The sequence below is a fragment of the Jiangella muralis genome (assembly GCF_001270745.1).
Taxonomy (GTDB): domain Bacteria; phylum Actinomycetota; class Actinomycetes; order Jiangellales; family Jiangellaceae; genus Jiangella; species Jiangella muralis.
The window spans coordinates 463,568-485,597 of sequence record NZ_KQ434752.1; the positions used below are offsets into that span (position 1 = coordinate 463,568).

Below are 22,030 nucleotides of genomic sequence, written 5' to 3' on the forward strand. Positions count from 1 at the left end.
ACGCTCAGAGCGACGCGCCGACGTAGCGGACGAGGTCCACCAGCCGGTTGGAGTAGCCCCACTCGTTGTCGTACCAGCCCACGACCTTGACCTGGTCGCCGATGACGCGGGTCAGGCCGGCGTCGAAGATGCACGACGCGGGGTCGGTGACGATGTCGGAGGAGACGATCTCGTCCTCGGTGTAGCGCAGGTAGCCGGCCAGCGGGCCCTCGGCGGCCGCCTTGTACGCGGCGTTGACCTCGTCGACCGTGACCTCGCGCGACAGCGTGACGGTGAGGTCGGTGGCCGAGCCGGTGGGCGTGGGCACCCGCAGCGCGAAGCCGTCGAGCTTGCCCTTCAGCTCCGGCAGCACCAGGCCGATGGCCTTGGCCGCACCGGTGCTGGTGGGGACGATGTTCAGCGCGGCGGCGCGGGCGCGGCGGAGGTCCTTGTGCGGGCCGTCCTGCAGGTTCTGGTCGGCGGTGTAGGCGTGGATGGTCGTCATGAGACCACGCTCGATGCCGAAGGCGTCGTTGATGACCTTGGCCAGCGGCGCCAGGCAGTTCGTGGTGCACGAGGCGTTGGAGATGATCGAGTGCGCGGCGGGGTCGTAGGTGTCCTCGTTGGCACCCAGGACGACCGTGACGTCCTCGTTCTTCGCCGGGGCGGAGATGATGACCTTCTGCGCGCCGCCGTCGATGTGCGCCTTCGCCTTGGTGGCGTCGGTGAAGAAGCCGGTGGACTCGAGCACGACGTCGGCGCCGAGCTCCTTCCAGGGGAGCTGCGCGGGGTCGCGCTCGCTGAGCACCTTGAACGACTGGCCGCCGGCGGTGATGGTGTCGCCGTCGTAGCTGACGTCGGCGAGCGTGCCGAGGATGGAGTCGTACTTCAGCAGGTGAGCGAGGGTCTTGGTGTCGGTGAGGTCGTTGGCGCCGACGATCTCGATGTCGCCGCCGCCCTGCGCGAAGACCGCGCGAGCGAAGTTGCGCCCGATGCGGCCGAAGCCGTTGATACCAACACGAATGGTCATCAGGAGGTACTCCTCACGGTTCAGGGGCGTACAAGAAACGGTCGTCCACCCCGTCGTGGTGACCCAGACGAAACATTAGGGCATGGCTGCCGGAAACGTTGAGTGGCCCGTCATCCGCATGCTAGTACCGTCTTCGCGCCCGCGAGCGGCACCCGCTACCATCGGGCCGTCCGCGCGGCCGGCAGGGGGATCAACGGGTGACCATCTATCTCGTCCTGGGCTTCGCCGGGCTCGCCTTCCTCCTGGTGTCGCTACTGGCCGGCGAGTTCCTGGACGGTGTCCTCCACGTCGGCGGCGACTGGTTCTCCAGCGCCGCCGTGGCAGCGTTCCTGTCGGCGTTCGGCTTCTGCGCGTCGCTGGCGCAGTCCGCCGACCTCGGCACGCCGGCGACGCTCGGGCTCGGCGTGGTCGCCGGTGCGCTCGTCGCCGCCCTCACCGCCTGGCTGACCCGGACGCTCAAGAACGGCGCCACCGACCAGACGCCGCGCACCTCCGACGTCGTCGGCTACGACGGTGTCGTGGTCTCGACCATTCCCGACGCGGGCTTCGGGGTGGTCAGCATCAGTGTCGGCGGCCATCTCACCCGCCTGAACGCCCGCGCCGTCGAGACGATCGAGACCGGGGCCGCGGTCACGGTCGTCGGCGTGCTGTCACCCACCGCCGTGTCCGTCGCCCGCCTGTAGCGGGCTCCAACGGGGAGATCCACAGTTGAACGAAACGACCATCACCGTCATCGGCCTCATCGCCCTCCTGGTCCTGATCGTCCTGCTCATCACCAGCCGCTACAAGGTGGCCGGCCCGAACGAGGCGTACATCGTCACCGGGCGGCGCGGCAAGGCCGTCCGCAACCCGGAGACCGGCATCATCTCGACCGACCTGTCCGGCCAGCGCGTCGTGATGGGCGGCGGCACGTTCGTCATCCCGTTCGTGCAGAAACTGCACATCCTCGACCTCTCCAGCCGGCGGCTGTCGGTGCAGATCCGTGGCGCCGTCTCCGGCCAGGGCGTCAAGCTCAACGTCGAGGGCGTCGCGATCGTCAAGGTCGGCGGTAACGAGGACCAGATCCGGGCCTCCGCGCAGCGCTTCCTCACCCAGCAGGAAGAGGTCGAGACGTTCACCCAGGAGGTGCTGGCCGGCGCGCTGCGCTCCATCGTCGGCGGCCTCTCCGTCGAGCAGATCATCCGCGACCGCGCCGCGTTCGCCCAGCGCGTCGCCGACGAGTCGGAGAACTCGCTGACCGGCCAGGGCCTCGTCCTCGACACCTTCCAGATCCAGGACATCACCGACGACGGCAGCTACCTGTCCGACCTCGGCCGGCCCGAGGCGGCCCGGATCGGGCAGGAGGCGGCCATCGCCGAGGCCAACGCCCGGCAGGCCGCCGAGCAGGCCCGCATCCTGGCCGAGGAGGAGATCGCCGTCTCCCAGCGCGGGCTGGCGCTGCGGCAGGCCGAGATCCTGGCCGAGACCGACGCCGCGTCGGCGCGGGCGGCCGCTGCCGGGCCGCTGGCCCGGGCCGACCAGGACCAGGCGATCCTCGCCGAGCAGGAGAAGGTCGCCGTCCGCCAGGCCGCGCTGACCGAACGGCAGCTGGACACCCAGGTGCGCAAGCCCGCCGACGCCGAGCGGTACCGCGTCGAGCAGGAGGCCGAGGGCAAGCGGAACTCCGACATCGCCGAGGCCGAGGCGCGCAAGGCCGCCGCCATCGCCGCCGCCCAGGGCCGCGCCGAGGAGGCCCGGCTGGTCGGTGAGTCGGAGAAGGCGCGCCGGGCCGCACTCGCCGAGGCGGACGCGATCGAGGGTGCCAAGCGCGGTGAGGCCGAGAAGGCCCGCCGGGTCGCAGAGGCCGAGGCCGTCCGCGCCGAGGGTGACGCCGAGGCGTCGTCCATCCTCGCCCGCGGTCACGCCGAGGCGGCGGCCATGGACAAGCGGGCCGAGGCGTTCGCGCACTACAACGAGGCGGCCGTGCTGCAGATGCTGGTGGAGGTGCTGCCGGCGCTGGCCCGCGAGGTGTCCGCCCCGATCAGCGCCATCGACAAGCTGACGGTGGTGTCGTCCGACGGCGTCAGCTCGCTGCCGCGGCAGGTCACCGACAACGTCGTGCAGACGCTGGAGATGCTGAAGAACGCCACCGGCCTCGACCTCGACGAGCTGATCAAGAGCGCCGCGTCGGGCGCGATGGGCCGGCTCGGCGGGTCGTCCGCCTCGTCGAACGGCGCCGACGGGGTCGACGGCGTCACCGTGCCGCAGCCCTGACGCTCACCACCACGCGACGGCGGTCGTGGTGCCGGGGGTGACCTCGGTCAGGCCGCCGTCGCGGACGACCACCCCGGACCGGACCAGTGCCGCCTGCCACTCGGCGGGCGGCACTGGCACGATGCGGACCGGGCAGCCGGCCGCCGTCCACTCGCGCCGCCGGTCCGCCGGCATCGCGTGCCAGGCCAGCTGGGCGGCGTGCCCGGCCTGCGCGGCCGCCTTGCCCGCCGTCATCGTCACGGCCGGGTTCAGGGCGACGGCGAGCGCGGCGGGGTCCGCGTCGTCGCGCTCTTCCGTGGTGTCCGCCACGTCGGTGCCGCCGACCTGCAGCCGGCGCACCTCGTCGGGCAGGTCGCCGACGGGGCCGGGCAGCAGCGCCCGCACGCTCGCGCCGTCATGCGTCACCCCGATGCCGGGCAGCGGCTGGACCCGCCGCCAGTGCACGCCGCGGGCGCGGCGCACCACCTTGCGGATCCAGCCGTCCTCGTACTGACGGATCGCCGCCGCCCACTCGGGGTCGGCGTCGTCGGCGTATCCGGCGGCGACCAGCCGGCCGGTCGCCGCCGCGACCGCCTCGAGCAGCGCCCGCCGGGTGGGCGGGTCGCCCTCCGGCGACCCGGGCCGGGGCAGGTGGACGACGATCTGCATCGCCCATGCCTCCGGCCCGGACGGCGGGCCGTCGCTCACGGCGCGAGCATGTCCGGCGTGAGGTTGGCCTCGGTGTCGGGAACGCCGTCGTCGGCGGCCTTGCGGTCGGCCATCGCCAGAAGGCGCCGGATGCGCCCGGCGACCGCGTCCTTCGTCATGGGCGGGTCGGACAGCTGGCCCAGCTCCTCGAGGCTGGCCTGCTTGTTCTCCAGCCGCAGCAGGCCGGCCATGCGCAGGTGGTCGGGGACGTCCTCGCCGAGGATCTCCAGCGCCCGCTCGACCCGCGCCCCCGCCGCGACGGCCGCCCGCGCGGACCGGCGCAGGTTGGCGTCGTCGAAGTTGGCCAGCCGGTTCGCCGTGGCCCGCACCTCGCGGCGCATGCGCCGCTCCTCCCAGGCCAGCACGCTGTCGTGCGCGCCCAGCCGGGTCAGCAGCGCGCCGATGGCGTCGCCGTCGCGGACCACCACGCGGTCGGTCCCCCGGACGTCGCGCGCCTTGGCCGAGATGTGCAGCCGCCGGGCCGAGCCGACCAGCGCCAGCGCCGCCTCAGGTCCCGGACAGGTCACCTCCAGCGCGGAGCTGCGACCCGGCTCGGTCAACGAGCCGTGAGCGAGGAACGCGCCCCGCCACGCCGCCTCGGCGTCGTGGTCGGCTCCGTTCACCACCTGCGGCGGCAGCCCGCGGACCGGCCGCCCGCTGGCGTCGATCAGCCCCGTCTGCCGCGCCAGCCGCTCACCGTCGCGCACGACGCGGACCATGTAACGACTTCCCTTGCGCAATCCCCCGGCGGCCACCATGGCGAGGTCGCTGTCGTGGCCGAACACCTCCGCTATGTCACGTCGCAGCCTGCGGGCCGCGACCCCCGTATCCAACTCGGCCTCGATGACGATCTTCCCACTGACGATGTGCAGGCCGCCGGCAAAGCGCAGCAGCGACGACACCTCAGCCTTACGGCAGCACGTCCTTGTCACCTCGAGGCGAGCCAGCTCGTCCTTCACGGATGCTGTCATCGCCATGCCGTGATCCTGCCACACCGGAGGGTCCGTCCGGTCACGGTCACTGCATGCCGGACGGCGCCCGTCTCGCACGAACGCACCCCGCACCCCCACGTCCGAGTTGATCTTGGAGCAACTGCTGAATTGCGGGGCGATATGTCCGCTAGATTCCGCGGTTACTCCAAGATCAACTTGGCGGGGGCGGGGGCGGGCGGGCGACGGCGGGGCGACGTCAGTGCCAGGGACCGATGCCGCTGCTGCCGAGCGTCTGGGCGTAGACGCGGCCCAGCTGGACGGGGTCGTGCTGGGCGGTGCCGTCGCCCTTCGCGACGTCGGCGACGACGAGTTCGGCGCCCATCTCGCCGGCGATGCGGCGCAGCAGTTTCTCGTCGGTGCAGGATCGCCGTTCGGCGATGACGAGGTCGAGGCGCAGGTCCGGCGCGTACGCCCCGAGCACCTCCAGGTGCATCTCCGGGGTGAAGCCGGTGGTCTCGCCGCCCTCCTCGGACAGGTTCAGCGTGACGGCCCGGCGCGCGGACGTCGTCACGAGGGCGTCGCGGATCTCCGGCACCAGCAGGTGCGGCACGACGCTGCTGAACCAGGAGCCGGGGCCGAGCACCACCCAGTCGGCGTCGAAGATCGCCTCCAGGGCCTCGGGGCAGGCCGGCGGGTTGTCCGGGACCAGGCAGACGGCGACGATGTCACCGTCGGTGGTGGCCACCTCGTGCTGCCCGCTGACGGTGAAGATCTCGCGCGGCGTGCCGGGCTCCGCCGCCGGGCGGCCGACGAGCGCCTCGATGGTCAGCGGGACGAGCGCCATCGGCAGCACCCGGCCCTGGGCGCCGAGCAGCCGGCCGACCCAGTCGAGGCCCTCGACGTGGCCGCCGAGCAGCTCCCACAGCGCGACGATGAGCAGGTTGCCGGCCGCGTGGTTGTGCAGCTCTCCCCCGCTGAGGAACCGGTGCTGCAGCACCCGCGCCCAGGTGCGGCCCCAGTCGTCGTCGCCGCAGAGGGCGGCCAGCGCCATGCGGAGGTCGCCGGGCGGCAACACGCCCAGCTCCTCGCGCAGCCGGCCGCTGGAGCCGCCGTCGTCGGCGACGGTGACGACCGCGGTCAGGCGGCCGGCCATGCGGCGCAACGCCGCGAGCGACGCCGCCAGTCCGTGGCCGCCGCCCAGGGCGGCCACCTTCGGCCCGGCGAGCCGGCCCCTGCCGACACCGCCGGCGTCACCGGAGGTACTGGAGAGTGTTCCGGTCATTCCCGTCCGAGATCGCGATGGACCACGAGGGTCTCGATGCCCTGTTTGCGCAGCCGCTGCGCGAGCGCCTCGCTCATCGCGACGCTGCGGTGCTTGCCGCCGGTGCAGCCGATGCCGATGGTGACGAACCGCTTGCCCTCGTGCAGGTAGCCGGGCGCCACCATGGCGACGAGGTCGCTGTAGTGGTCGAGGAAGTCCTCGGCGCTCGGCTGCGCCAGCACGTAGTCGCTGACCTCGGCGTCGGTGCCGTTCTGCGGGCGCAGGTGCGGCACCCAGTGCGGGTTCGGCAGGAACCGCATGTCGGCGACGAGATCAGCGTCCACCGGCAGACCGTACTTGAATCCGAACGAGATGACGATGGCCCGCAGCCCGGTGATCTCCGGCGCCGAGAACGCCGACCGCACCCGGCCGGCCAGCTCGTGCGGGTTGAGCAGCGAGGTGTCGATGACGACGTCGGCGGCGACCCGCAGCGACGCCAGCTCCTCCCGCTCGCGCTCGATGGCCTCGAGGATGCGCCCGCCGCCCTGCAACGGGTGCGGGCGGCGCGCCGACTCGAACCGGCGGACCAGCGCTTCGTCGCCGGCCTCGAGGAACAGCACCGTCGGACGGTAGCCCTGCTCGGTGAGGCGGTCGAGGGCGCCGCGCAGCTCGCCGAAGAACACCCCGCCTCGCACGTCGGCGACGACGGCGACGCGGCGCAGGTCGGTGCGCTGGGTGACGGTGGTGACGAGGTCCATGAGAAGCGACGGCGGCAGGTTGTCGACGACGAACCAGCCGATGTCGTCGAGCGCTGCCGTGGCGGCGGTCTTCCCGGCCCCGGACATCCCGGTGACGAGGAGCAGGTCGAGCTTCTCCGAGGCATCGGGTCGGCCCTGGTCGTTCATGGTGCGATCCCCTTGTGTTGCGTTGCGGCGGTGGATGCTCAGTGTGTCAGGGCGCGTCCGGCGAGCGACCGTGGCCAGCTGTGGTCACGGATCGAGGATCTCGCCGGTTGCGGTGTTCACGGCCGGGACGGCCGGGCGCTCCGCCAGCGCGTCGACCACCGCCTGCGCCGTCGCAGGACCGAAGCCGGGGACCTCCGCGATCTGCTCCATTGTCGCAGTTCGGAGGCGTTTCAGCGACCCGAACGTGGTCATGAGCGCCTTGCGGCGGGTGGGTCCGAGGCCGGGCACGCCGTCGAGCAGGCTGTCGACCATGGACGTGGAGCGGCGTTGCCGGTGGAACGTGATGGCGAACCGGTGCGCTTCGTCGCGGACCCGCTGCAGCAGATAGAGGCCCTCGCTGGTGCGCGGCAGGATGATCGGGTGGTCGGAGTCGGGCGGCCACACCTCCTCCAGGCGCTTGGCCAGCCCGACGACCGGGATGTCGCTGACGCCGGCCTCGTCCATGGCCTGCCGGGCCGCGTTGACCTGCGGCTGGCCGCCGTCGACGACGACCAGGCCGGGCGCGTAGGAGAACTTGCGCGGCCGCCCGGTCTCGGGGTCGATGCCGGGACGCAGCTCGGGCGCGGCGTCGTCGGGGGCGGGCTCGTCCTGGTCGGCCTGGTGCGACTCGCGCAGCCGGCGGAACCGGCGGATCAGCACCTCGCGGATGGAGGCGACGTCGTCGGTGCCGCCCTGCTCGCCGCGGACGGTGAACTTGCGGTACTCGCTCTTGCGCGGCAGGCCGTCCTCGAACACCACCATGGACCCGACCACCTCGGTGCCGGCCAGGTTGGAGATGTCGTAGCACTCGATGCGCAGCGGCGGCTCGTCCAGCTCGAGCGCCTCCTGGATCTCCTCCAGCGCCCGGCTGCGGGTGGTGAGGTCGCTGGCCCGCTTCGTCTTGTGCAGGTTGAGCGACTGCTTGGCGTTGGCGGCGACGGTCTCGAGCAGCGACCGCTTGTCGCCGCGCTGCGGCACCCGGATGTCGACCCGGCCGCCGCGCAGCTCGGCCAGCAGCTCCGTGAGGGCGGCCGCCTCGCCGGCGTCGTCGGGCAGCGCCGGCACCAGCACCTCGCGCGGCACCGCCTCGCCGCCCAGTTCGCCGTAGAGCTGCAGCAGGAACCGCTCGACCAGCTCGCCCGCGGGGGTGTCGTCGGCCTTGTCGGCGACCCAGCCGCGCTGCCCGCGGACCCGTCCGCCGCGCACGTAGAACACCTGGACGGCGACCTCGAGGGCGTCGTCGGCGAGCGCGACGACATCGGCGTCGGTGCCGTCGCCGAGCACGACCGCGTTGGCCTCCATGGCCCGCTCGAGCGCGGCGATGTCGTCGCGCAGCCGGGCGGCCCGCTCGAAGTCGAGCTCGGCCGCGGCGCCCTTCATCTCCTTCTCCAGCCGCCGGACGTAGCCCGACGTCCTGCCGTCGAGGAAGGAGCAGAGGTCGTCGGCGATCTGCCGGTGCTCGTCGGCGTCGACCCGTCCGACGCACGGCGCCGAGCACTTGCCGATGTAGCCGAGCAGGCACGGCCGGCCGATCTGCTTCGACCGGTTGAACACCCCTTTGGAGCAGCTGCGCACCGGGAACACCCGCAGCAGCTGGTCGAGCGACTCGCGGATGGCCCAGGCGTGTGCGTACGGCCCGAAGTAGCGGACGCCGCGCTTCTTCGCCCCGCGCATGACCATGGCCCGCGGGAACTCCTCGTTCAGCGTGACCGCGAGGTACGGGTAGGACTTGTCGTCGCGGTAGCGGACGTTGAACCGCGGGTCGTACTCCTTGATCCAGGAGTACTCCAGCTGCAGCGCCTCGACCTCGGTGCGCACCACCGTCCACTCGACCTTGGCGGCGGTGGTGACCATGGCGAACGTGCGCGGGTGCAGAGCGGAGAGGTCCTGGAAGTACGACGACAGCCGCGCGCGCAGGCTCTTGGCCTTGCCGACGTAGATGACCCGGCCCCGAGCGTCGCTGAAGCGATAGACCCCGGGCTCGACCGGGATCGACCCCGGGGCCGGTCGGTACGTCGTCGGATCGGCCACGACAGACAGCTTATGACCTCCCACCGACAGCGGCCGCATGCCGGTGTTCGCCGTGGGCGTGACCGGGCGCCCGACCGGCAATGTGCGGTGATGTGCCGACAATTCTCACACCTCCCTCGACCGAATAGCGGAACAAATCGGAATCGCCATGATCGGTTACCCGGCCGGAACTATGTTCGGGAGCACCTTTGAGACAAGGCGGGAGGCATGGAATGCCCACATCTGTGCGTACAGAGAATTTCGTCGACCAACTCGGCGACTCGTTCAGCGAACTCGGCTCCGACATCGGCGACTTCGTGCCGCGCCTGGTGGTCGCGCTACTACTGCTGCTGGTCGGGCACTGGGTCGCGAAGCTGATTCGTCGGCTGCTCACGGCCGGACTGGACAAGGTCGGCGCCGGTCGCCTGACCGAGGCCGCCGGTATCGAGAACACCCTGCGCCAGGCCGGAACCAGCGGCGTGGCGCTGATCGGCCAGGTGGCCTATTTCCTCATCTTCATCATCTTCGTGCAGATCGCCGCGGAAGTGCTGCGGATCGATCAGCTCACGTCGATGCTGAACCGGCTCATCGCGTATCTGCCCCTGGTGGCCATCGCGCTTCTGGTGTTGTTCGTGGCGGCCGCGATCGCCAATTGGGCGGCGAATGTCGTCCGGCCGTTCGCGGAGAGCCGGAACATGGGCTGGGTCAGCACCGCCGTGCGCATCGGCGTGCTGGTGATCGGGGTCCTGGCCGCGTTCGACACGCTGAACTTCGCGTCGTCGGTGACGTCGAAGATCGAGAACACGCTGCTGCAGTACCTGCCGCTGGCGATCCTGGGCGCGGTGACGATCGCGTTCGGCGTCGGTGGCATCAACACCGCCCGCGAGTGGTGGGCGAAGCTGTCGCCGTCGAACGTCGACTCGCCGCTGGGCCGCGGCGCCGCCGCTCCGGCGTCGTCCTACGCCTCGGCCGGCGACGGTTCGGACGCGGGTGCGCCCGCCGACCCGCCGGGGCAGTCGCTGTTCGGCGACGAGGAGCCGCCAACGGAGCCGCGTCCGGGCGCCTGAGCCCGCGCTGCTCCCCTGACGCCGCACCCGGCCGCCGGTTCACCCCGTTCGCACCGGCCGGGTGCGGCCCCGTCAGACCACGATCCGGTCGCCGACCTCGAACGCGCGGGCGGCGGCCGGATCGCCTGTTTCAACCGGCGAGGATCTGGTCGCCCTCGACGAGGATCGCCACCTCCGGCAGCGGCTGCTCGGCCGGGCCACGGGCCACCGAGCCGTCGGCGACGTTGTACTGGCTGCCGTGGCAGTCGCAGGTGATCAGGCCGTCGGCCACGGTGGTGACGGCGCAGCCCTGGTGCGTGCAGGTGCTGCTGTAGGCGACGAACGTGCCGGCCTCGGGCTGCGCGACGACGACGCCGGGGGCGTGCAGCACCACGCCGCCGCCCACCGGGACGTCGGCGGTGCTGGTGAGCGGTTCGCCGCCCGGCTCTCCCGCCGGCGTCGACGGTTCGGCCGGCGGCGTGGACTCGCTGCTCGTGCCGCCGTCGGGTGCCTCGGCGCTGGGCTGCGCGGACGGCGCGCCGCCCGTGCTCGGCTCGTCGTCACCGCCGCCGCAGGCCGCCAGCAGGCCCGCGACGCCGACGGCGCCCAGGCCCATCAGGGCCGTGCGGCGGCCGACACAGTGGCCGCAGTCCACGTGGTCGCTGGTCGGGGTGGGTGCCGCATGCTGCTGTGCCATCGATCGCCTCTCCGTATGGGTCCGTTCACCATCATGTACGAACCAGTGGCCCAGACGGATTGCCTCGCCGCTAGACGCCGAGGACGTCGCGGAGGAAGGTGCCGGTGTGCGACGCCTGGACCTTGGCGACCTGCTCGGGCGTGCCGGTGGCGACGACGGTGCCGCCGCCGGTGCCGCCCTCGGGGCCCATGTCGACGATCCAGTCGGCGGTCTTGACGACGTCGAGGTTGTGCTCGATGACGACGACGGTGTTGCCCTTGTCGACCAGGCCCTGCAGCACGCCGATGAGCTTGCGGATGTCTTCGAAGTGCAGGCCGGTGGTGGGTTCGTCGAGCACGTAGATGGTCTTGCCGGTGGACCGTTTCTGCAGCTCGGCCGCCAGTTTGACCCGCTGCGCCTCGCCGCCGGACAGCGTGGGCGCCGGCTGGCCCAGCCGTACGTACCCCAGCCCGACCTCCTTGAGCGTGCGCAGGTGCCGGGCGATGCGCTCGACCGGGGCGAAGAACTCCGTCGCCTCCTCGATGGGCATCTCGAGCACCTCGGAGATGCTCTTACCCTTGTAGTGCACCTCGAGCGTCTCGCGGTTGTACCGGGCGCCGTGGCAGACCTCGCACGGCACGTAGACGTCGGGCAGGAAGTTCATCTCGATCTTGATGGTGCCGTCGCCGGAGCACGCCTCGCAGCGCCCGCCCTTGACGTTGAAGGAGAACCGCCCCTGCTGGTAGCCGCGGACCTTCGCCTCCTGCGTCTCGGCGAACAGCTTGCGGACGACGTCGAACACGCCGGTGTAGGTGGCCGGGTTGCTGCGCGGGGTGCGGCCGATGGGCGACTGGTCGACGTGCACGACCTTGTCGACCAGGCCCATGCCCTCGATGCGCTTGTGCCGGCCCGGCACCGCGCGGGCGTTGTAGATCTCCTTCGCCAGCGACGTGTACAGGATGTCGTTGACCAGCGTCGACTTGCCCGAACCGCTGACGCCGGTGACGGCGACGAAGCAGCCCAGCGGGAAGCTGACGGTGACGTCCTTGAGGTTGTTGGCGCGCGCCCCGACGACCTTGAGCGCGCGGTCCTTCGCCGGTGGACGGCGCACCGGCGGGATGTCGATGCGCTTCTTCCCGGACAGGTACGCGCCGGTCAGGGAGTCTTCCTGGGCCAGGAGGTCGTCGACGGTGCCGCTGACGACGACCTGGCCGCCGTGCTCGCCGGCGCCCGGGCCGATGTCGACCACCCAGTCGGCCACCTTGATGGTGTCTTCGTCGTGCTCGACCACGATCAGCGTGTTGCCGAGGTCGCGCAGCCGGATGAGCGTCTCGATGAGCCGGTGGTTGTCGCGCTGGTGCAGCCCGATGGACGGCTCGTCGAGCACGTACAGGACGCCGACCAGGCCGGAGCCGATCTGCGTGGCCAGCCGGATGCGCTGTGCCTCGCCGCCGGCCAGCGTGGCCGACGCGCGGTCGAGGCTGAGGTAGTGCAGGCCGACGTCGACCAGGAACTGCAGCCGCTCGTTGACCTCCTTGAGCACCCGGGCGGCGATCTGCTCCTCGCGCTCGGACAGCTTCAGCGTGCGCAGGAACTCGGCGCACTCGCCGATGGGCAGCGCGGCGACGTCGGCGATGCTCCGGCCGCCGACCGTGACCGCCAGCACCACCGGCTTGAGCCGGGTGCCGCCGCAGGCCGGGCACGGGACCTCGCGCATGAAGCCCTCGAACCGCTCGCGGCTGGCGTCGGACTCGGCCTCGGCGTAGCGGCGCCGCACCCACGGCAGCACGCCCTCGTAGGAGGTGTAGTAGGAGCGCTCGCGGCCGTAGCGGTTCTTGTAGCGGACGTGCACCTGCTCGGGGTGGCCGTGCAGGACGGCCTCGCGCGCCTTCTTCGGCAGCGTCTCGAACGGGACGTCGGTGCGGAACCCGATGGCCTCGGCCAGCGCCGTGACCAGCCGGTCGAAGTACTCGGAGGTGTTGCCGGGCGCCCACGGGGCCAGCGCGCCGCCGTCGAGGGTCTTCGAGGGGTCGGGCACGACCAGTTCGTCGTCGACCTCCATGCGGGTGCCCAGGCCGGTGCACTCGGGGCAGGCGCCGAACGGCGAGTTGAACGAGAACGACCGCGGCTCGAGCTCTTCGAACGACAGTTCGTCGTACGGGCAGTACAGGTGCTCGGAGTAGACCCGCTCGCGGTGCTCGTCGTCCTCGGGGAGGTCGACGAAGTCGAGGGTGATCAGGCCGCCGGAGAGCCGTAGCGCGGTCTCGACGGAGTCGGTGAGCCGCCGCTTCGCGGACTCCTTCACCGCCAGCCGGTCGACCACCACCTCGATGGTGTGCTTCTCCTGCTTCTTCAGCTTGGGGACCTCGTCGAGCTGGTACACCGTGCCGTCGACCCGGGCGCGGGAGTAGCCCTGCCCCTGCAGCGTGCGGAAGAGGTCGGCGTACTCGCCCTTGCGGGCCCGGACCACCGGCGCCAGCACCTGGAACCGGGCGCCGTCCTCGAGCTCGAGCACCTGGTCGACGATGGACTGCGGCGTCTGCCGGCCGATCGGCCGCCCGCACTCGGGACAGTGCGGATGCCCGGCCCGCGCGTACAGCAGCCGCAGGTAGTCGTAGACCTCGGTGATGGTGCCGACGGTCGAGCGCGGGTTGCGCGACGTCGACTTCTGGTCGATGGAGACCGCCGGCGACAACCCCTCGATGAAGTCGACGTCCGGTTTGTCCATCTGCCCCAGGAACTGGCGGGCGTACGCCGACAGCGACTCGACGTAGCGGCGCTGACCCTCGGCGAAGATGGTGTCGAAGGCCAGGCTGGACTTCCCCGACCCGGACAACCCCGTGAACACGATGATCGCGTCGCGGGGGAGGTCGAGGGAGACGTCTTTGAGGTTGTGCTCCCGGGCGCCGCGGACCACCAGGCGGTCGCTGACGCGGGCGGCGGTTCGTTCGGTCATGAGGTCGCGTGGGCTCCGGTATCGGGGGTGGTGCACTGGACAGACGTACGGTTCACTGCATCGTAGGGGGCGGGTCTGACAAGGTCGCTCGGACGAACGGTCCGGGACGTCCAACTCAGTCGCCCCGGCGGCCGATGAGGACTAGGTTCGAAACCGTGCCCACCGTGAACGCCGAACCGATGTCCTCCGATTCCGGTGACTCCCCCGCCGCCGGGCCGGTGACCGCCGCGACCGAGCGCATCATCGCGACGGCCGCCACGCTCGACGACGCCGGCCTGGCCGCGTCCAGTCTATGTCCAGGCTGGACCCGCGCCCACGTCCTCACACATGTGGCCCGCAACGCCGATGCGCTGTCCAACCTGCTCGCCTGGGCCCGCACCGGCCGCGAGAACCCGATGTATCCCAGCGTCGAGGCCCGCAACGCCGACATCGCGGCCGGCGCCACCCGGCCGGCCGCCGAGATCGTCGACGACCTGCACACCTCCGCCGACCGGTTCGTCCGCGCCGTCATGGAGATGCCCGACGACGGCTGGGAGCGGCAGGTGCGCCGGGGCGCGGCCGCCACCGGCGACCCGCTGCCCGGACGGCGAGTGCTCTGGCTGCGGCTGCGCGAGCTCGAGGTGCACCACGTCGACCTCGACACCGGCTACGGCGCCGCCGACTGGCCGCCCGCGTTCGTCCACCGCGCCCTCGACGAGACGGTGCGCGCGTTCGGCCGCCGCGAGGACGTCCCCGCCGTCACGCTCGAGATCGACGGCGCCGGGGTCGAGCACCTGGGCGCCGAGGCGCCCGTCACCGTCGGCGGCGCGCCGTCCGAGCTGCTGAGCTGGCTGATCGGCCGCTCGTCCGGCACCGGGCTGCGAGTGCAGCCGGCCGGCCCGCTGCCGGCGCTGCCGTCCTGGTTGTGAGCTCCTACACCGGCCGCGTCTCGCCCGGCGGCGTGCCGGCGGTACACGAACTGGCCCGGCTGGTCGTCACCAAGGCGGCCGTGGGCCCGTTGGCGTCGAACGTCTACGTGCTGCGCGACCGCTTCGCCGGCGACGAGCTGCTGATCGACGCCGCCGCCGAGCCCGCGCGGGTGCTGGAGCTGTGCGGCGACGGGCCGCTGCGCTACATCGTCACCACCCACCGCCACCCCGATCACTGGGGCGCGCTGGCCGCGGTGACGGCGGCCGTACCGGGCGCGGTGACGGTGGCGCACGCGGCGGACGCCCCGGCCATCCCGGTGCCGACGGCGCTGGTGGCCGCCGGCGGCGACGTGCTGCGCTTCGGCGACATCGCGGTGGAGCTGATCCACCTGGCCGGCCACACGCCCGGCGGCCTCGCCGTCCTGTACGACGACCCGACCGGCCCGCCGCACCTCTGGACCGGCGACTCCCTCTTCCCCGGCGGCGTCGGCAAGACCCGCTCGGCGGCCGACTTCACCTCCCTGCTCGACGACGTCGAGGCGAAGCTGTTCGACCGGCTGCCCGACGAGACCTGGGTCTACCCCGGCCACGGCAGTGACACCACGCTGGGCGCCGAACGGCCGCAGCTGGCCGCCTGGCGGGCCCGCGGCTGGTGAGCGGCGCGGGCCTGAGGTTCTGTCCGACCCGGAGAGTAGCGTCCCGCGCCATCCAATCGGACTGCCAGGGGGGCATGCCATGACCACCGAGAACCAGCCGCAGTATGGACCACCGCAGTACGCCTACACGCAGCAGCCGAGGACGACCAGTGGCCTCGCGGTCGCAAGCCTCGTCCTCGGGATCCTGTGGCTCGGATGGCTCGGGTCGCTGCTGGCCGTGATCTTCGGCCACATAGCGCTCGGGAAGATCAAGCGCGACCCCAGCGTCGGCGGGCGCGGCTTGGCCATCGCCGGGCTCGTCCTGGGCTACATCGGCATCGGGTCGTTCCTGGCGTGGATGTTGTTCCTGATCGGGCTGGTCGGAGCGTCGTCCACGGCCTGATCGACGAACGACGACAGGCCGTCGTGATCATCAACCGTTGGCGACGTCTGGGTGTCGCCAACGGTTGATGATCATGAGCAGGGGTGAGGACGGGCCGTCAGCGGCGGTCGTGCTCGGCCGCCTCGCTCGCGTCGTCCGCCTCGCTCGCCCCGTCCGTCGAGTCCTCGACCTCGCCCTGAGCCGGCCCGGCGGCGCCGCCCGCGGGAGCAGCCTTGCGGTCGTCGCGGCGGGACTTCATCAGGCTGAGCACCGTGGTGACCACCAACGTCCCGACGATGACCGACAGGGACAGCCAGATGGGCACCTCGGGCACGTTGTGGAACGGCTCGCCGCCGTTGACGAACGGGAGGTTGTTCTCGTGCAGGGCGTGCAGGACCAGCTTCACCCCGATGAACGCCAGGATGACGGCGAGCCCGGCGGACAGGTACACCAGCTTCTCCAGCAGCCCGCCGATGAGGAAGTACAGCTGGCGCAGCCCCATCAGCGCGAAGATGTTCGCGGTGAAGACGATGAACGGCTCTTGGGTGAGGCCGAAGATGGCCGGGATGGAGTCGACGGCGAACAGCAGGTCGGCGGAGGCGATGGACAGGAAGACGATGACCATCGGGGTGTAGAGCCGCTTGCCGTTCTCGCGGATGCGCAGCTTGACGCCGTGGTACTCCTTCGTCATCGGCAGCACCCGCTGGGCCCGGCGGACGAACGCGTTCTCGTAGTCCTCGTCGTGGTCCTCGTGGTGGATCTGCTGGTTGGCCAGCTTGACGGCGGTGTACACGAGGAACGCGCCGAAGATGTAGAACACCCAGGCGAACTCGTTGATCAGCGCGGCGCCGAGCAGGATGAAGATGCCGCGCAGGACGACCGCCGTGAGGATGCCGAACATCAGCACCGACTGCTGGTACTTCCTGGGCACCCGGAACTGGGCCAGGATGATCACGAAGATGAACAGGTTGTCGACACTCAGGCTGTATTCGGTGAGCCAGCCGGCGAAGAACTCGCCGGAGGCCTGGCCGTGGCCGACGAACCCCAGGACGATGCCGAACACCACTGCCAGCCCCACGTAGAACGCCACCCACAGGCTCGCCTCGCGCATGGACGGGGCGTGCGGGCGGCGGGTGACGATGAGGAGGTCGGCGATGAGCAGCAGGACGAGAACGACGAGCGTTCCGACTTCGAACCACAGGGGCAGGTCCAACACGAAGACAGAGTCCTCTCCGGTGAGCTGACCGCACAGCGGACGCTGTGCGCAACCGGAGGTCTCGTCCGCCCAGGATCACTGGGCCGGAGGCACCGGGAGGCACCCCGGTGTGGGGAGCATCCGTGATGACGATGCCACCGCGTCGGGAGTACTCCCCTCCACGCTGATCCCAGTATATTTCACACGCCCCGCCAGAAACGCAATTCGCTGCCACGCCCGACGTTTCCGGCCGCTACAGCACGCCGTTGCGCGCAGCCTGCAGTCCCGCCTGGAACCGCGTCTGGGCGCCCAGGCGTCCGCTGATCTCCTTGATCCGCCGCTGGACGGTGCGCTGGCTGGCGCCGACGTGCCGGGCGATCGACTGCTCCGTCAGCCCCGCGGCCAGCAGGTTCAGGATGACGCGGTCGTCGTCGACCTGGCCGTCCTGGTCGCTGGGGTCCAGCCGTAGCGGCATCGCCCGCAGCCAGGTCTCCTCGAATACCTCGGCCAGCACGTCCAGCAGCCCGCTGGGGTGGACGACCAACAGCTGGTCGGTGATCAGCGCGCCGGCCCGGGCGGGGACCATCGCGTACCGGTCGTCGATCAGCAGCATGCGGGCCGGCAGCGTCGGCACGACGCGGGCCTCCTCGCCCGCCGCGATGCCGCCGAGGAGGTCGGCCAGCCGGCCGGGCAGGTCGACGGCGCTCTGCTCGTACAGGACGCGGTGCCGGACGCCGGCCTTCAGCAGCTCGACCTCGATCGGGTTCGGCTCGCTGTTGACGACGCCGTACGGCGGCCGTTCCATGGCCCGGACCTGCGTGCGGGCGCTGCTGTAGACGTCGACGAGGCGGCGGGCGGTCGCGTCGGAGCCGGTGACGATCTCGACGAGGTCGCCCGGCTCGACGGCGTCGTGGCGGCGGCGGTGCCGCACGGCGAGGTCGTCGACGAGGACGCGGCTGCGCTGCAGGTCGCGCTCGCGGGCGGCCAGCGTCTCGGCGAACGCCAGCGCGGGGTCGACCAGGCGGTACGCGGGCGGCTCCCCCGGCAGCCGGTCGGCCAGGCCGCGCCGCTCCAGCGCGTCGAGCAGCTTCTCGACGGCCTCGGCGGACCCTGCGGCCGGCGCCAGGTCCGCCGCCGCCGCGGGCCGGGCGTGGTCGAGCAGGGCGAGGTAGGCGGTCTGCTCCTCGTCGCTGAGGCCGAGCTGTTCCAGCATGAGCGGCTCCGGGGGTCGAGACCGCTGGCCAAAACGCGCCACTGACGGATTGTCGCCAAAGCATAGCCCTTGTCACGTAGAGGGAACCTTCGGGACGATCCGGACACCGCATCCCGCTGACGGCACGGCCACCCGCACCCCGGAGGGCAGAGCGTTGCGCAGACACTGGAGAGCGGCCGCGGCCGCCGTCGTCCTCACCGGCCTGATCGCGCAGGGGATCCCTGCCGCGACCGCCGAGCCGTCCGTCCCGGCGGGGTCGTCCCCACCCCTCGCCGGGCCGGACGGCGGGGTCACCGTCACGTTGATCACCGGTGACCGCATCCACGTCACCACCGAGCCGGGCGGCCGCCAGGCGGCCACCGTCGAGCCCGCGGCCAGGGCGAACGGCACCGTCCCCGGCTTCCACGAGCAGGAGCTGGACGGGCACCTGTACGTCGTGCCGGCCGACGTCGCGCCGCTGGTCCCCGACCTGCTGGACCGCGCGCTGTTCGACGTGACGGCGCTGATCGAGCAGGGCTACGACGACGCGAGCAGCGACGTGCTGCCGGTCATCGTCGAGTCCGCCGGACCCGCCCGCGCCGCGGCGCCGCTGCCCGCCGTCACCACTACCGACACGCTGGAGTCGATCGGCGCCGTCGCCGCCGACGTCGACAAGGACGCCGCGGCAGCGCTCGCGGACGCACTGACGGGTGCCCGGCTGCTCGGCCGGGCGGCCGGGGTCGAGAAGATCTGGCTGGACCAGGCCATGACCACCGTCGACGAGGACAGCGCGCCGCAGATCGGGGCGCCGGACGCGTGGGCCGCCGGGTTCACCGGCGACGGCGTCACGGTCGCCGTCCTGGACACCGGCATCGACACCACCCACCCGGACCTCGCGGGCAAGGTCGTCGCCGAGGCGAACTTCAGCGTCTCGGACAGCACGACCGACCGGTTCGGCCACGGCACGCATGTCGCGTCGATCGTCGCCGGAACCGGCGCCGCGTCGGACGGTCAGCGCCGCGGCATCGCGTACGAGGCCGACCTGATGAACGTCAAGGTGCTCGACGACGGCGGCTCCGGGCCGATGTCCGAGGTCATCGCCGGGATGGAGTGGGCGGTCGCGAACGGCGCGGACGTCGTCAATCTCAGCCTGGGCGTGCGCGGCGGCTACACCGACGGCACCGACCCGGCCAGCCAGGCGGTCGACCGGCTCAGCGCGGGCTCGGACGCGCTGTTCGTCATCGCGGCCGGCAACGACGGCCCGGGCGACGGCACCGTGACGACGCCGGGCGCGGCGACCAGCGCGCTCACCGTCGGCGCCGTCGACAAGCAGGACCGGCTGGCCGGGTTCTCGTCGCGCGGGCCGCGGGCCGGCGACTTCGCGCTCAAGCCGGACGTGACGGCGCCGGGCGTCGGGATCATCGCGGCGCGGGCCGCGGGCGCCGTCATCGGCACCCCGGTCGGCGACGACTACCTCGCGCTGGACGGCACCTCGATGGCGACGCCGCACGTCGCGGGCGCGGCGGCGCTGCTGGCGCAGCAGCGGCCGGACTGGACCGGCCCGGACCTCAAGGCGGCGCTGGCGTCGACGTCGTCACCCGGCGACCTGACGGTCTATGAGCAGGGTGCCGGCCGCGTCGACCTCGCCCGCGCGACGACGCAGCAGGTGTTCGCGGCGAGCGGGCCGCTGGACGCCGGCTACTTCCCGTACCCGCAGGACGACGCCGCGCCCGTCACCCGCACCGTCACCTACCGCAACGCCGGCGACTCCCCCGTCACGCTGACGCTGGCGCTGGATCTCGCCGACGAGGACGGGACGGCGCCCGCGCCCGGCATGGTGACGCTGGACGCGTCATCGGTGACGGTGCCGGCCGGCGGGACCGCGGACGTCGCCGTCACCGTCGACCCCACCGCCGGCGACTACGGCCTGTACGGCGGCTGGCTGGTCGCGACCGGGCCGGACGGCGTGAGCGTGCGGACCGCGGCGGGCTTCTACAAGGAGTCCGAACGGTACGACCTCACCGTGCGCGGCATCGCCCGCGACGGCCGCCCGGCCGGCGGGATCAGCCTGGTCGACGTCGTGAACGTCGACGACACGTCGGTGTTCGCCGCGACCAGCGTCGGGTTCAGCGACGGCGCGGCGACACTGCGGGTGCCGCCGGGCCGGTACGCCGCGATGGGCTACGTGTTCACCTACGACGAGCCGCACGTCTTCACGACGGAGACGGCGGCGGTGTTCGCGCCGGAGTTCACCGTCGGCGGCGACACGTCCGTGACGCTGGACGCCCGCGAGACCGTCCCCATCGAGGTCGACACCCCGGACCCGGTCGAGGCGACCAACACCATGCTGGCGTGGTGGCGGTCGGACCCGGAGGGCAAGTCGTACGCGCACTCGTTCTCCGTCGGCGCGCAACCCTCGTTCGCGTCGCCGACCGACCCCGTCACCGTCGGCGACTTCGAGTACTACACGCAGTACTCGCTGGTCGCGCCGCTGATCCAGATGCGCACACTGACCCCGGTGGAGCGGCCGATCGAGGCGACGTACGTGCTCAACTCGGCGCTGCTGGACGGGTCGTACGAGCTGCCGATGGTGTACGCCGGCCTCGGCAAGCCGGCGGACTTCGAGAACGTGGACGTCGACGGGAAGATCGCGCTGATCCAGCGTGGCGAGATCACCTTCCTGGAGAAGATGCACAACGCCGCGGCCGCCGGGGCCGAGCTGGTGATGATCTTCAACAACGTGTCCGGCGCGCTGACCATCGGCGGCGACCCGAACACCGTCCCGACCGTGTCGATGACCCGCGAGGAGGGGCAGGCGCTGCTCGCGCTGCTGGACCAGGGCCCGGTGACGGCCGCCGTCGAGGCGATCAAGGTGAGCCCGTACCTCTACGACCTCGTGCTCGTGGAGGAGGACGTGGTGCCGCCGTCGCTCGACTACGTCGTCGACGAGTCGAACACGACCCGCATCGACGTCGACTACCACAGCCACGTCCCAGGTCAGGGCATCGGCGAGCTGCGGCACAAGTGGCGGCCGTGGGACGCGTTCTCGTTCGGCTTCCTGCGGCGGACGGTCGCGCCGCAGCAGCGGGTGGAGTACGTCTCCGGCGGCGACACGTTCTGGGCGCAGTACGGGTACGGCGCATCGACCGACGCCGATCCGTTCGGCTTCCTGATGCAGTCGGCGCCGCGCACCTACGACAACGGGCAGGAGCTCGAGGACGCGTGGTTCCGGCAGGTGCTGGCGCCGGGGGTGCTGCCGGTCGACTTCGGCGCCGAGGACTCGGCGGCGTACCGGTCGGGTGACGACGTGACGTTGCGGCTGCGGGAGTGGACGGACGGGTACGGGCACTGGGGCACTGCCGTGCCGGCCGTGGACACGCCGGCGTTCCGGCTGTTCGCGGACGGTGCGCTGGTGGCATCGGGCGGCCGCGCGGACGGGACGTTCGCGGTGCCGTCGGCGCCGTCGTCGCTGCGGGTCGAACTGGACGTCGCGCGGTCGGCGCCGTGGTGGCTCGCCTCGACGTCGACGTCAACGGCGTGGACGGTGGCCCGATCGGCGCCGGTCGATGAGCCGACGGCGCTGCCGCTGCTGACCCTCTCCTACGACGTCGACGTGTCGCTGCTGAACGTCGGCGCCAAGTCCGGCGCCCAGTTCGTCGACGTCGCGGTGGGGCACCAGCCGGGCGCACCCGGCGCCGCCCCGGTGGCCGGCGCGACGGCGTCCGTCTCCTTCGACGACGGGGCGAGCTGGCAGCCGGCGCGGGTGGTGCCGCGCGGCGACGGGACCTTCCGCGTCGTGATCAGCCGGGTGCCGGCGGCAGCCACACACCTGTCGCTGCGGGTCGAGGCCTGGGACCGGGACGGCAACCGGATCGAGCAGGAGGTGCTGCGCGCGTACGCGCTCGACTGAGTCCGGCCGGGCACGGCTGACCCGCGTGCCCGGC

General features: G+C 72.0%; 17 protein-coding genes. 7 read left to right on the forward strand and 10 right to left on the reverse strand.

Annotated features, from left to right (window positions below):
* Window positions 1–4: 4 nt before the first annotated feature.
* The gene (gap, locus tag ACW62_RS05075) at window positions 5–1,009 is read right to left on the reverse strand and encodes a type I glyceraldehyde-3-phosphate dehydrogenase (RefSeq protein ID WP_053202976.1); all 1,005 of its coding nucleotides are present in this window, start codon (window positions 1,007–1,009) and stop codon (window positions 5–7) included.
* A gap of 197 nt (window positions 1,010–1,206) precedes the next feature.
* Here gap and ACW62_RS05080 point away from each other — a divergent pair, with 197 nt between their 5' ends.
* The gene (locus tag ACW62_RS05080; RefSeq protein ID WP_053202977.1) at window positions 1,207–1,692 is read left to right on the forward strand and encodes a hypothetical protein; all 486 of its coding nucleotides are present in this window, start codon (window positions 1,207–1,209) and stop codon (window positions 1,690–1,692) included.
* Window positions 1,693–1,717: 25 nt separating this feature from the next.
* On the forward strand, window positions 1,718–3,262 hold the full coding sequence (locus tag ACW62_RS05085) for a flotillin family protein (RefSeq protein ID WP_053202978.1): 1,545 nt from the start codon (window positions 1,718–1,720) through the stop codon (window positions 3,260–3,262).
* A 3-nt stretch (window positions 3,263–3,265) separates the two neighbouring features.
* Here the strand turns inward: ACW62_RS05085 and ACW62_RS05090 are convergent, their stop codons facing one another.
* The 5 genes from ACW62_RS05090 to uvrC form a co-directional block, all read right to left on the reverse strand.
* On the reverse strand, window positions 3,266–3,949 hold the full coding sequence (locus ACW62_RS05090) for a peptidyl-tRNA hydrolase (protein ID WP_205629143.1): 684 nt from the start codon (window positions 3,947–3,949) through the stop codon (window positions 3,266–3,268).
* Window positions 3,946–4,926 carry a DNA-binding protein WhiA gene (whiA, locus tag ACW62_RS05095; protein ID WP_053202979.1) on the reverse strand — a complete coding sequence of 327 codons (981 nt, stop codon included), beginning with the start codon at window positions 4,924–4,926 and terminating at the stop codon, window positions 3,946–3,948. The genes ACW62_RS05090 and whiA overlap by 4 nt, the downstream gene beginning before the upstream one ends.
* A gap of 211 nt (window positions 4,927–5,137) precedes the next feature.
* A complete protein-coding gene (locus ACW62_RS05100; protein WP_053202980.1) occupies window positions 5,138–6,163 on the reverse strand; it encodes a gluconeogenesis factor YvcK family protein in 1,026 nt (341 codons plus the stop codon).
* A complete protein-coding gene (rapZ, locus tag ACW62_RS05105; RefSeq protein WP_053202981.1) occupies window positions 6,160–7,047 on the reverse strand; it encodes an RNase adapter RapZ in 888 nt (295 codons plus the stop codon). The genes ACW62_RS05100 and rapZ overlap by 4 nt, the downstream gene beginning before the upstream one ends.
* 84 nt (window positions 7,048–7,131) lie before the next feature.
* The gene (uvrC, locus tag ACW62_RS05110; RefSeq protein ID WP_053202982.1) at window positions 7,132–9,117 is read right to left on the reverse strand and encodes an excinuclease ABC subunit UvrC; all 1,986 of its coding nucleotides are present in this window, start codon (window positions 9,115–9,117) and stop codon (window positions 7,132–7,134) included.
* Window positions 9,118–9,341: 224 nt separating this feature from the next.
* Here uvrC and ACW62_RS05115 point away from each other — a divergent pair, with 224 nt between their 5' ends.
* On the forward strand, window positions 9,342–10,163 hold the full coding sequence (locus tag ACW62_RS05115; protein ID WP_053202983.1) for a mechanosensitive ion channel family protein: 822 nt from the start codon (window positions 9,342–9,344) through the stop codon (window positions 10,161–10,163).
* Window positions 10,164–10,293: 130 nt separating this feature from the next.
* Here ACW62_RS05115 and ACW62_RS05120 read toward each other — a convergent pair whose 3' ends face one another.
* Together ACW62_RS05120 and uvrA are read right to left on the reverse strand one after the other, a co-directional pair.
* Window positions 10,294–10,839 carry a Rieske (2Fe-2S) protein gene (locus tag ACW62_RS05120; protein WP_083459235.1) on the reverse strand — a complete coding sequence of 182 codons (546 nt, stop codon included), beginning with the start codon at window positions 10,837–10,839 and terminating at the stop codon, window positions 10,294–10,296.
* Window positions 10,840–10,909: 70 nt separating this feature from the next.
* Window positions 10,910–13,774 (reverse strand): excinuclease ABC subunit UvrA, encoded by a 2,865-nt coding sequence (gene uvrA, locus ACW62_RS05125; RefSeq protein WP_053202984.1) that lies wholly within the window; start codon window positions 13,772–13,774, stop codon window positions 10,910–10,912.
* Window positions 13,775–13,953: 179 nt separating this feature from the next.
* Between uvrA and ACW62_RS05130 the strand changes: the two genes are divergently transcribed.
* From ACW62_RS05130 to ACW62_RS05140, 3 genes are all read left to right on the forward strand, one after another.
* Complete coding sequence (locus ACW62_RS05130) at window positions 13,954–14,682, forward strand: maleylpyruvate isomerase family mycothiol-dependent enzyme (RefSeq protein ID WP_053203138.1); 729 nt, start codon at window positions 13,954–13,956, stop codon at window positions 14,680–14,682.
* Window positions 14,679–15,338, forward strand: a complete 660-nt coding sequence (locus ACW62_RS05135) for an MBL fold metallo-hydrolase (RefSeq protein ID WP_053202985.1) — start codon at window positions 14,679–14,681, stop codon at window positions 15,336–15,338. Before ACW62_RS05130 ends, ACW62_RS05135 begins: the two co-directional genes overlap by 4 nt.
* A gap of 79 nt (window positions 15,339–15,417) precedes the next feature.
* On the forward strand, window positions 15,418–15,720 hold the full coding sequence (locus ACW62_RS05140) for a DUF4190 domain-containing protein (RefSeq protein WP_053202986.1): 303 nt from the start codon (window positions 15,418–15,420) through the stop codon (window positions 15,718–15,720).
* Between the two features lie 97 nt (window positions 15,721–15,817).
* Here the strand turns inward: ACW62_RS05140 and ACW62_RS05145 are convergent, their stop codons facing one another.
* Together ACW62_RS05145 and ACW62_RS05150 are read right to left on the reverse strand one after the other, a co-directional pair.
* Window positions 15,818–16,912 (reverse strand): TerC family protein, encoded by a 1,095-nt coding sequence (locus ACW62_RS05145; RefSeq protein ID WP_053203139.1) that lies wholly within the window; start codon window positions 16,910–16,912, stop codon window positions 15,818–15,820.
* A 235-nt stretch (window positions 16,913–17,147) separates the two neighbouring features.
* Window positions 17,148–18,107, reverse strand: coding sequence for a helix-turn-helix domain-containing protein (locus ACW62_RS05150; protein ID WP_053202987.1), 960 nt, complete (start codon window positions 18,105–18,107; stop codon window positions 17,148–17,150).
* 154 nt (window positions 18,108–18,261) lie between these two features.
* Here ACW62_RS05150 and ACW62_RS36135 point away from each other — a divergent pair, with 154 nt between their 5' ends.
* Window positions 18,262–21,996: a S8 family serine peptidase gene (locus ACW62_RS36135; RefSeq protein ID WP_053202988.1), complete on the forward strand. Its 3,735-nt coding sequence runs from the start codon at window positions 18,262–18,264 to the stop codon at window positions 21,994–21,996.
* The last annotated feature ends 34 nt before the right edge of the window (window positions 21,997–22,030 follow it).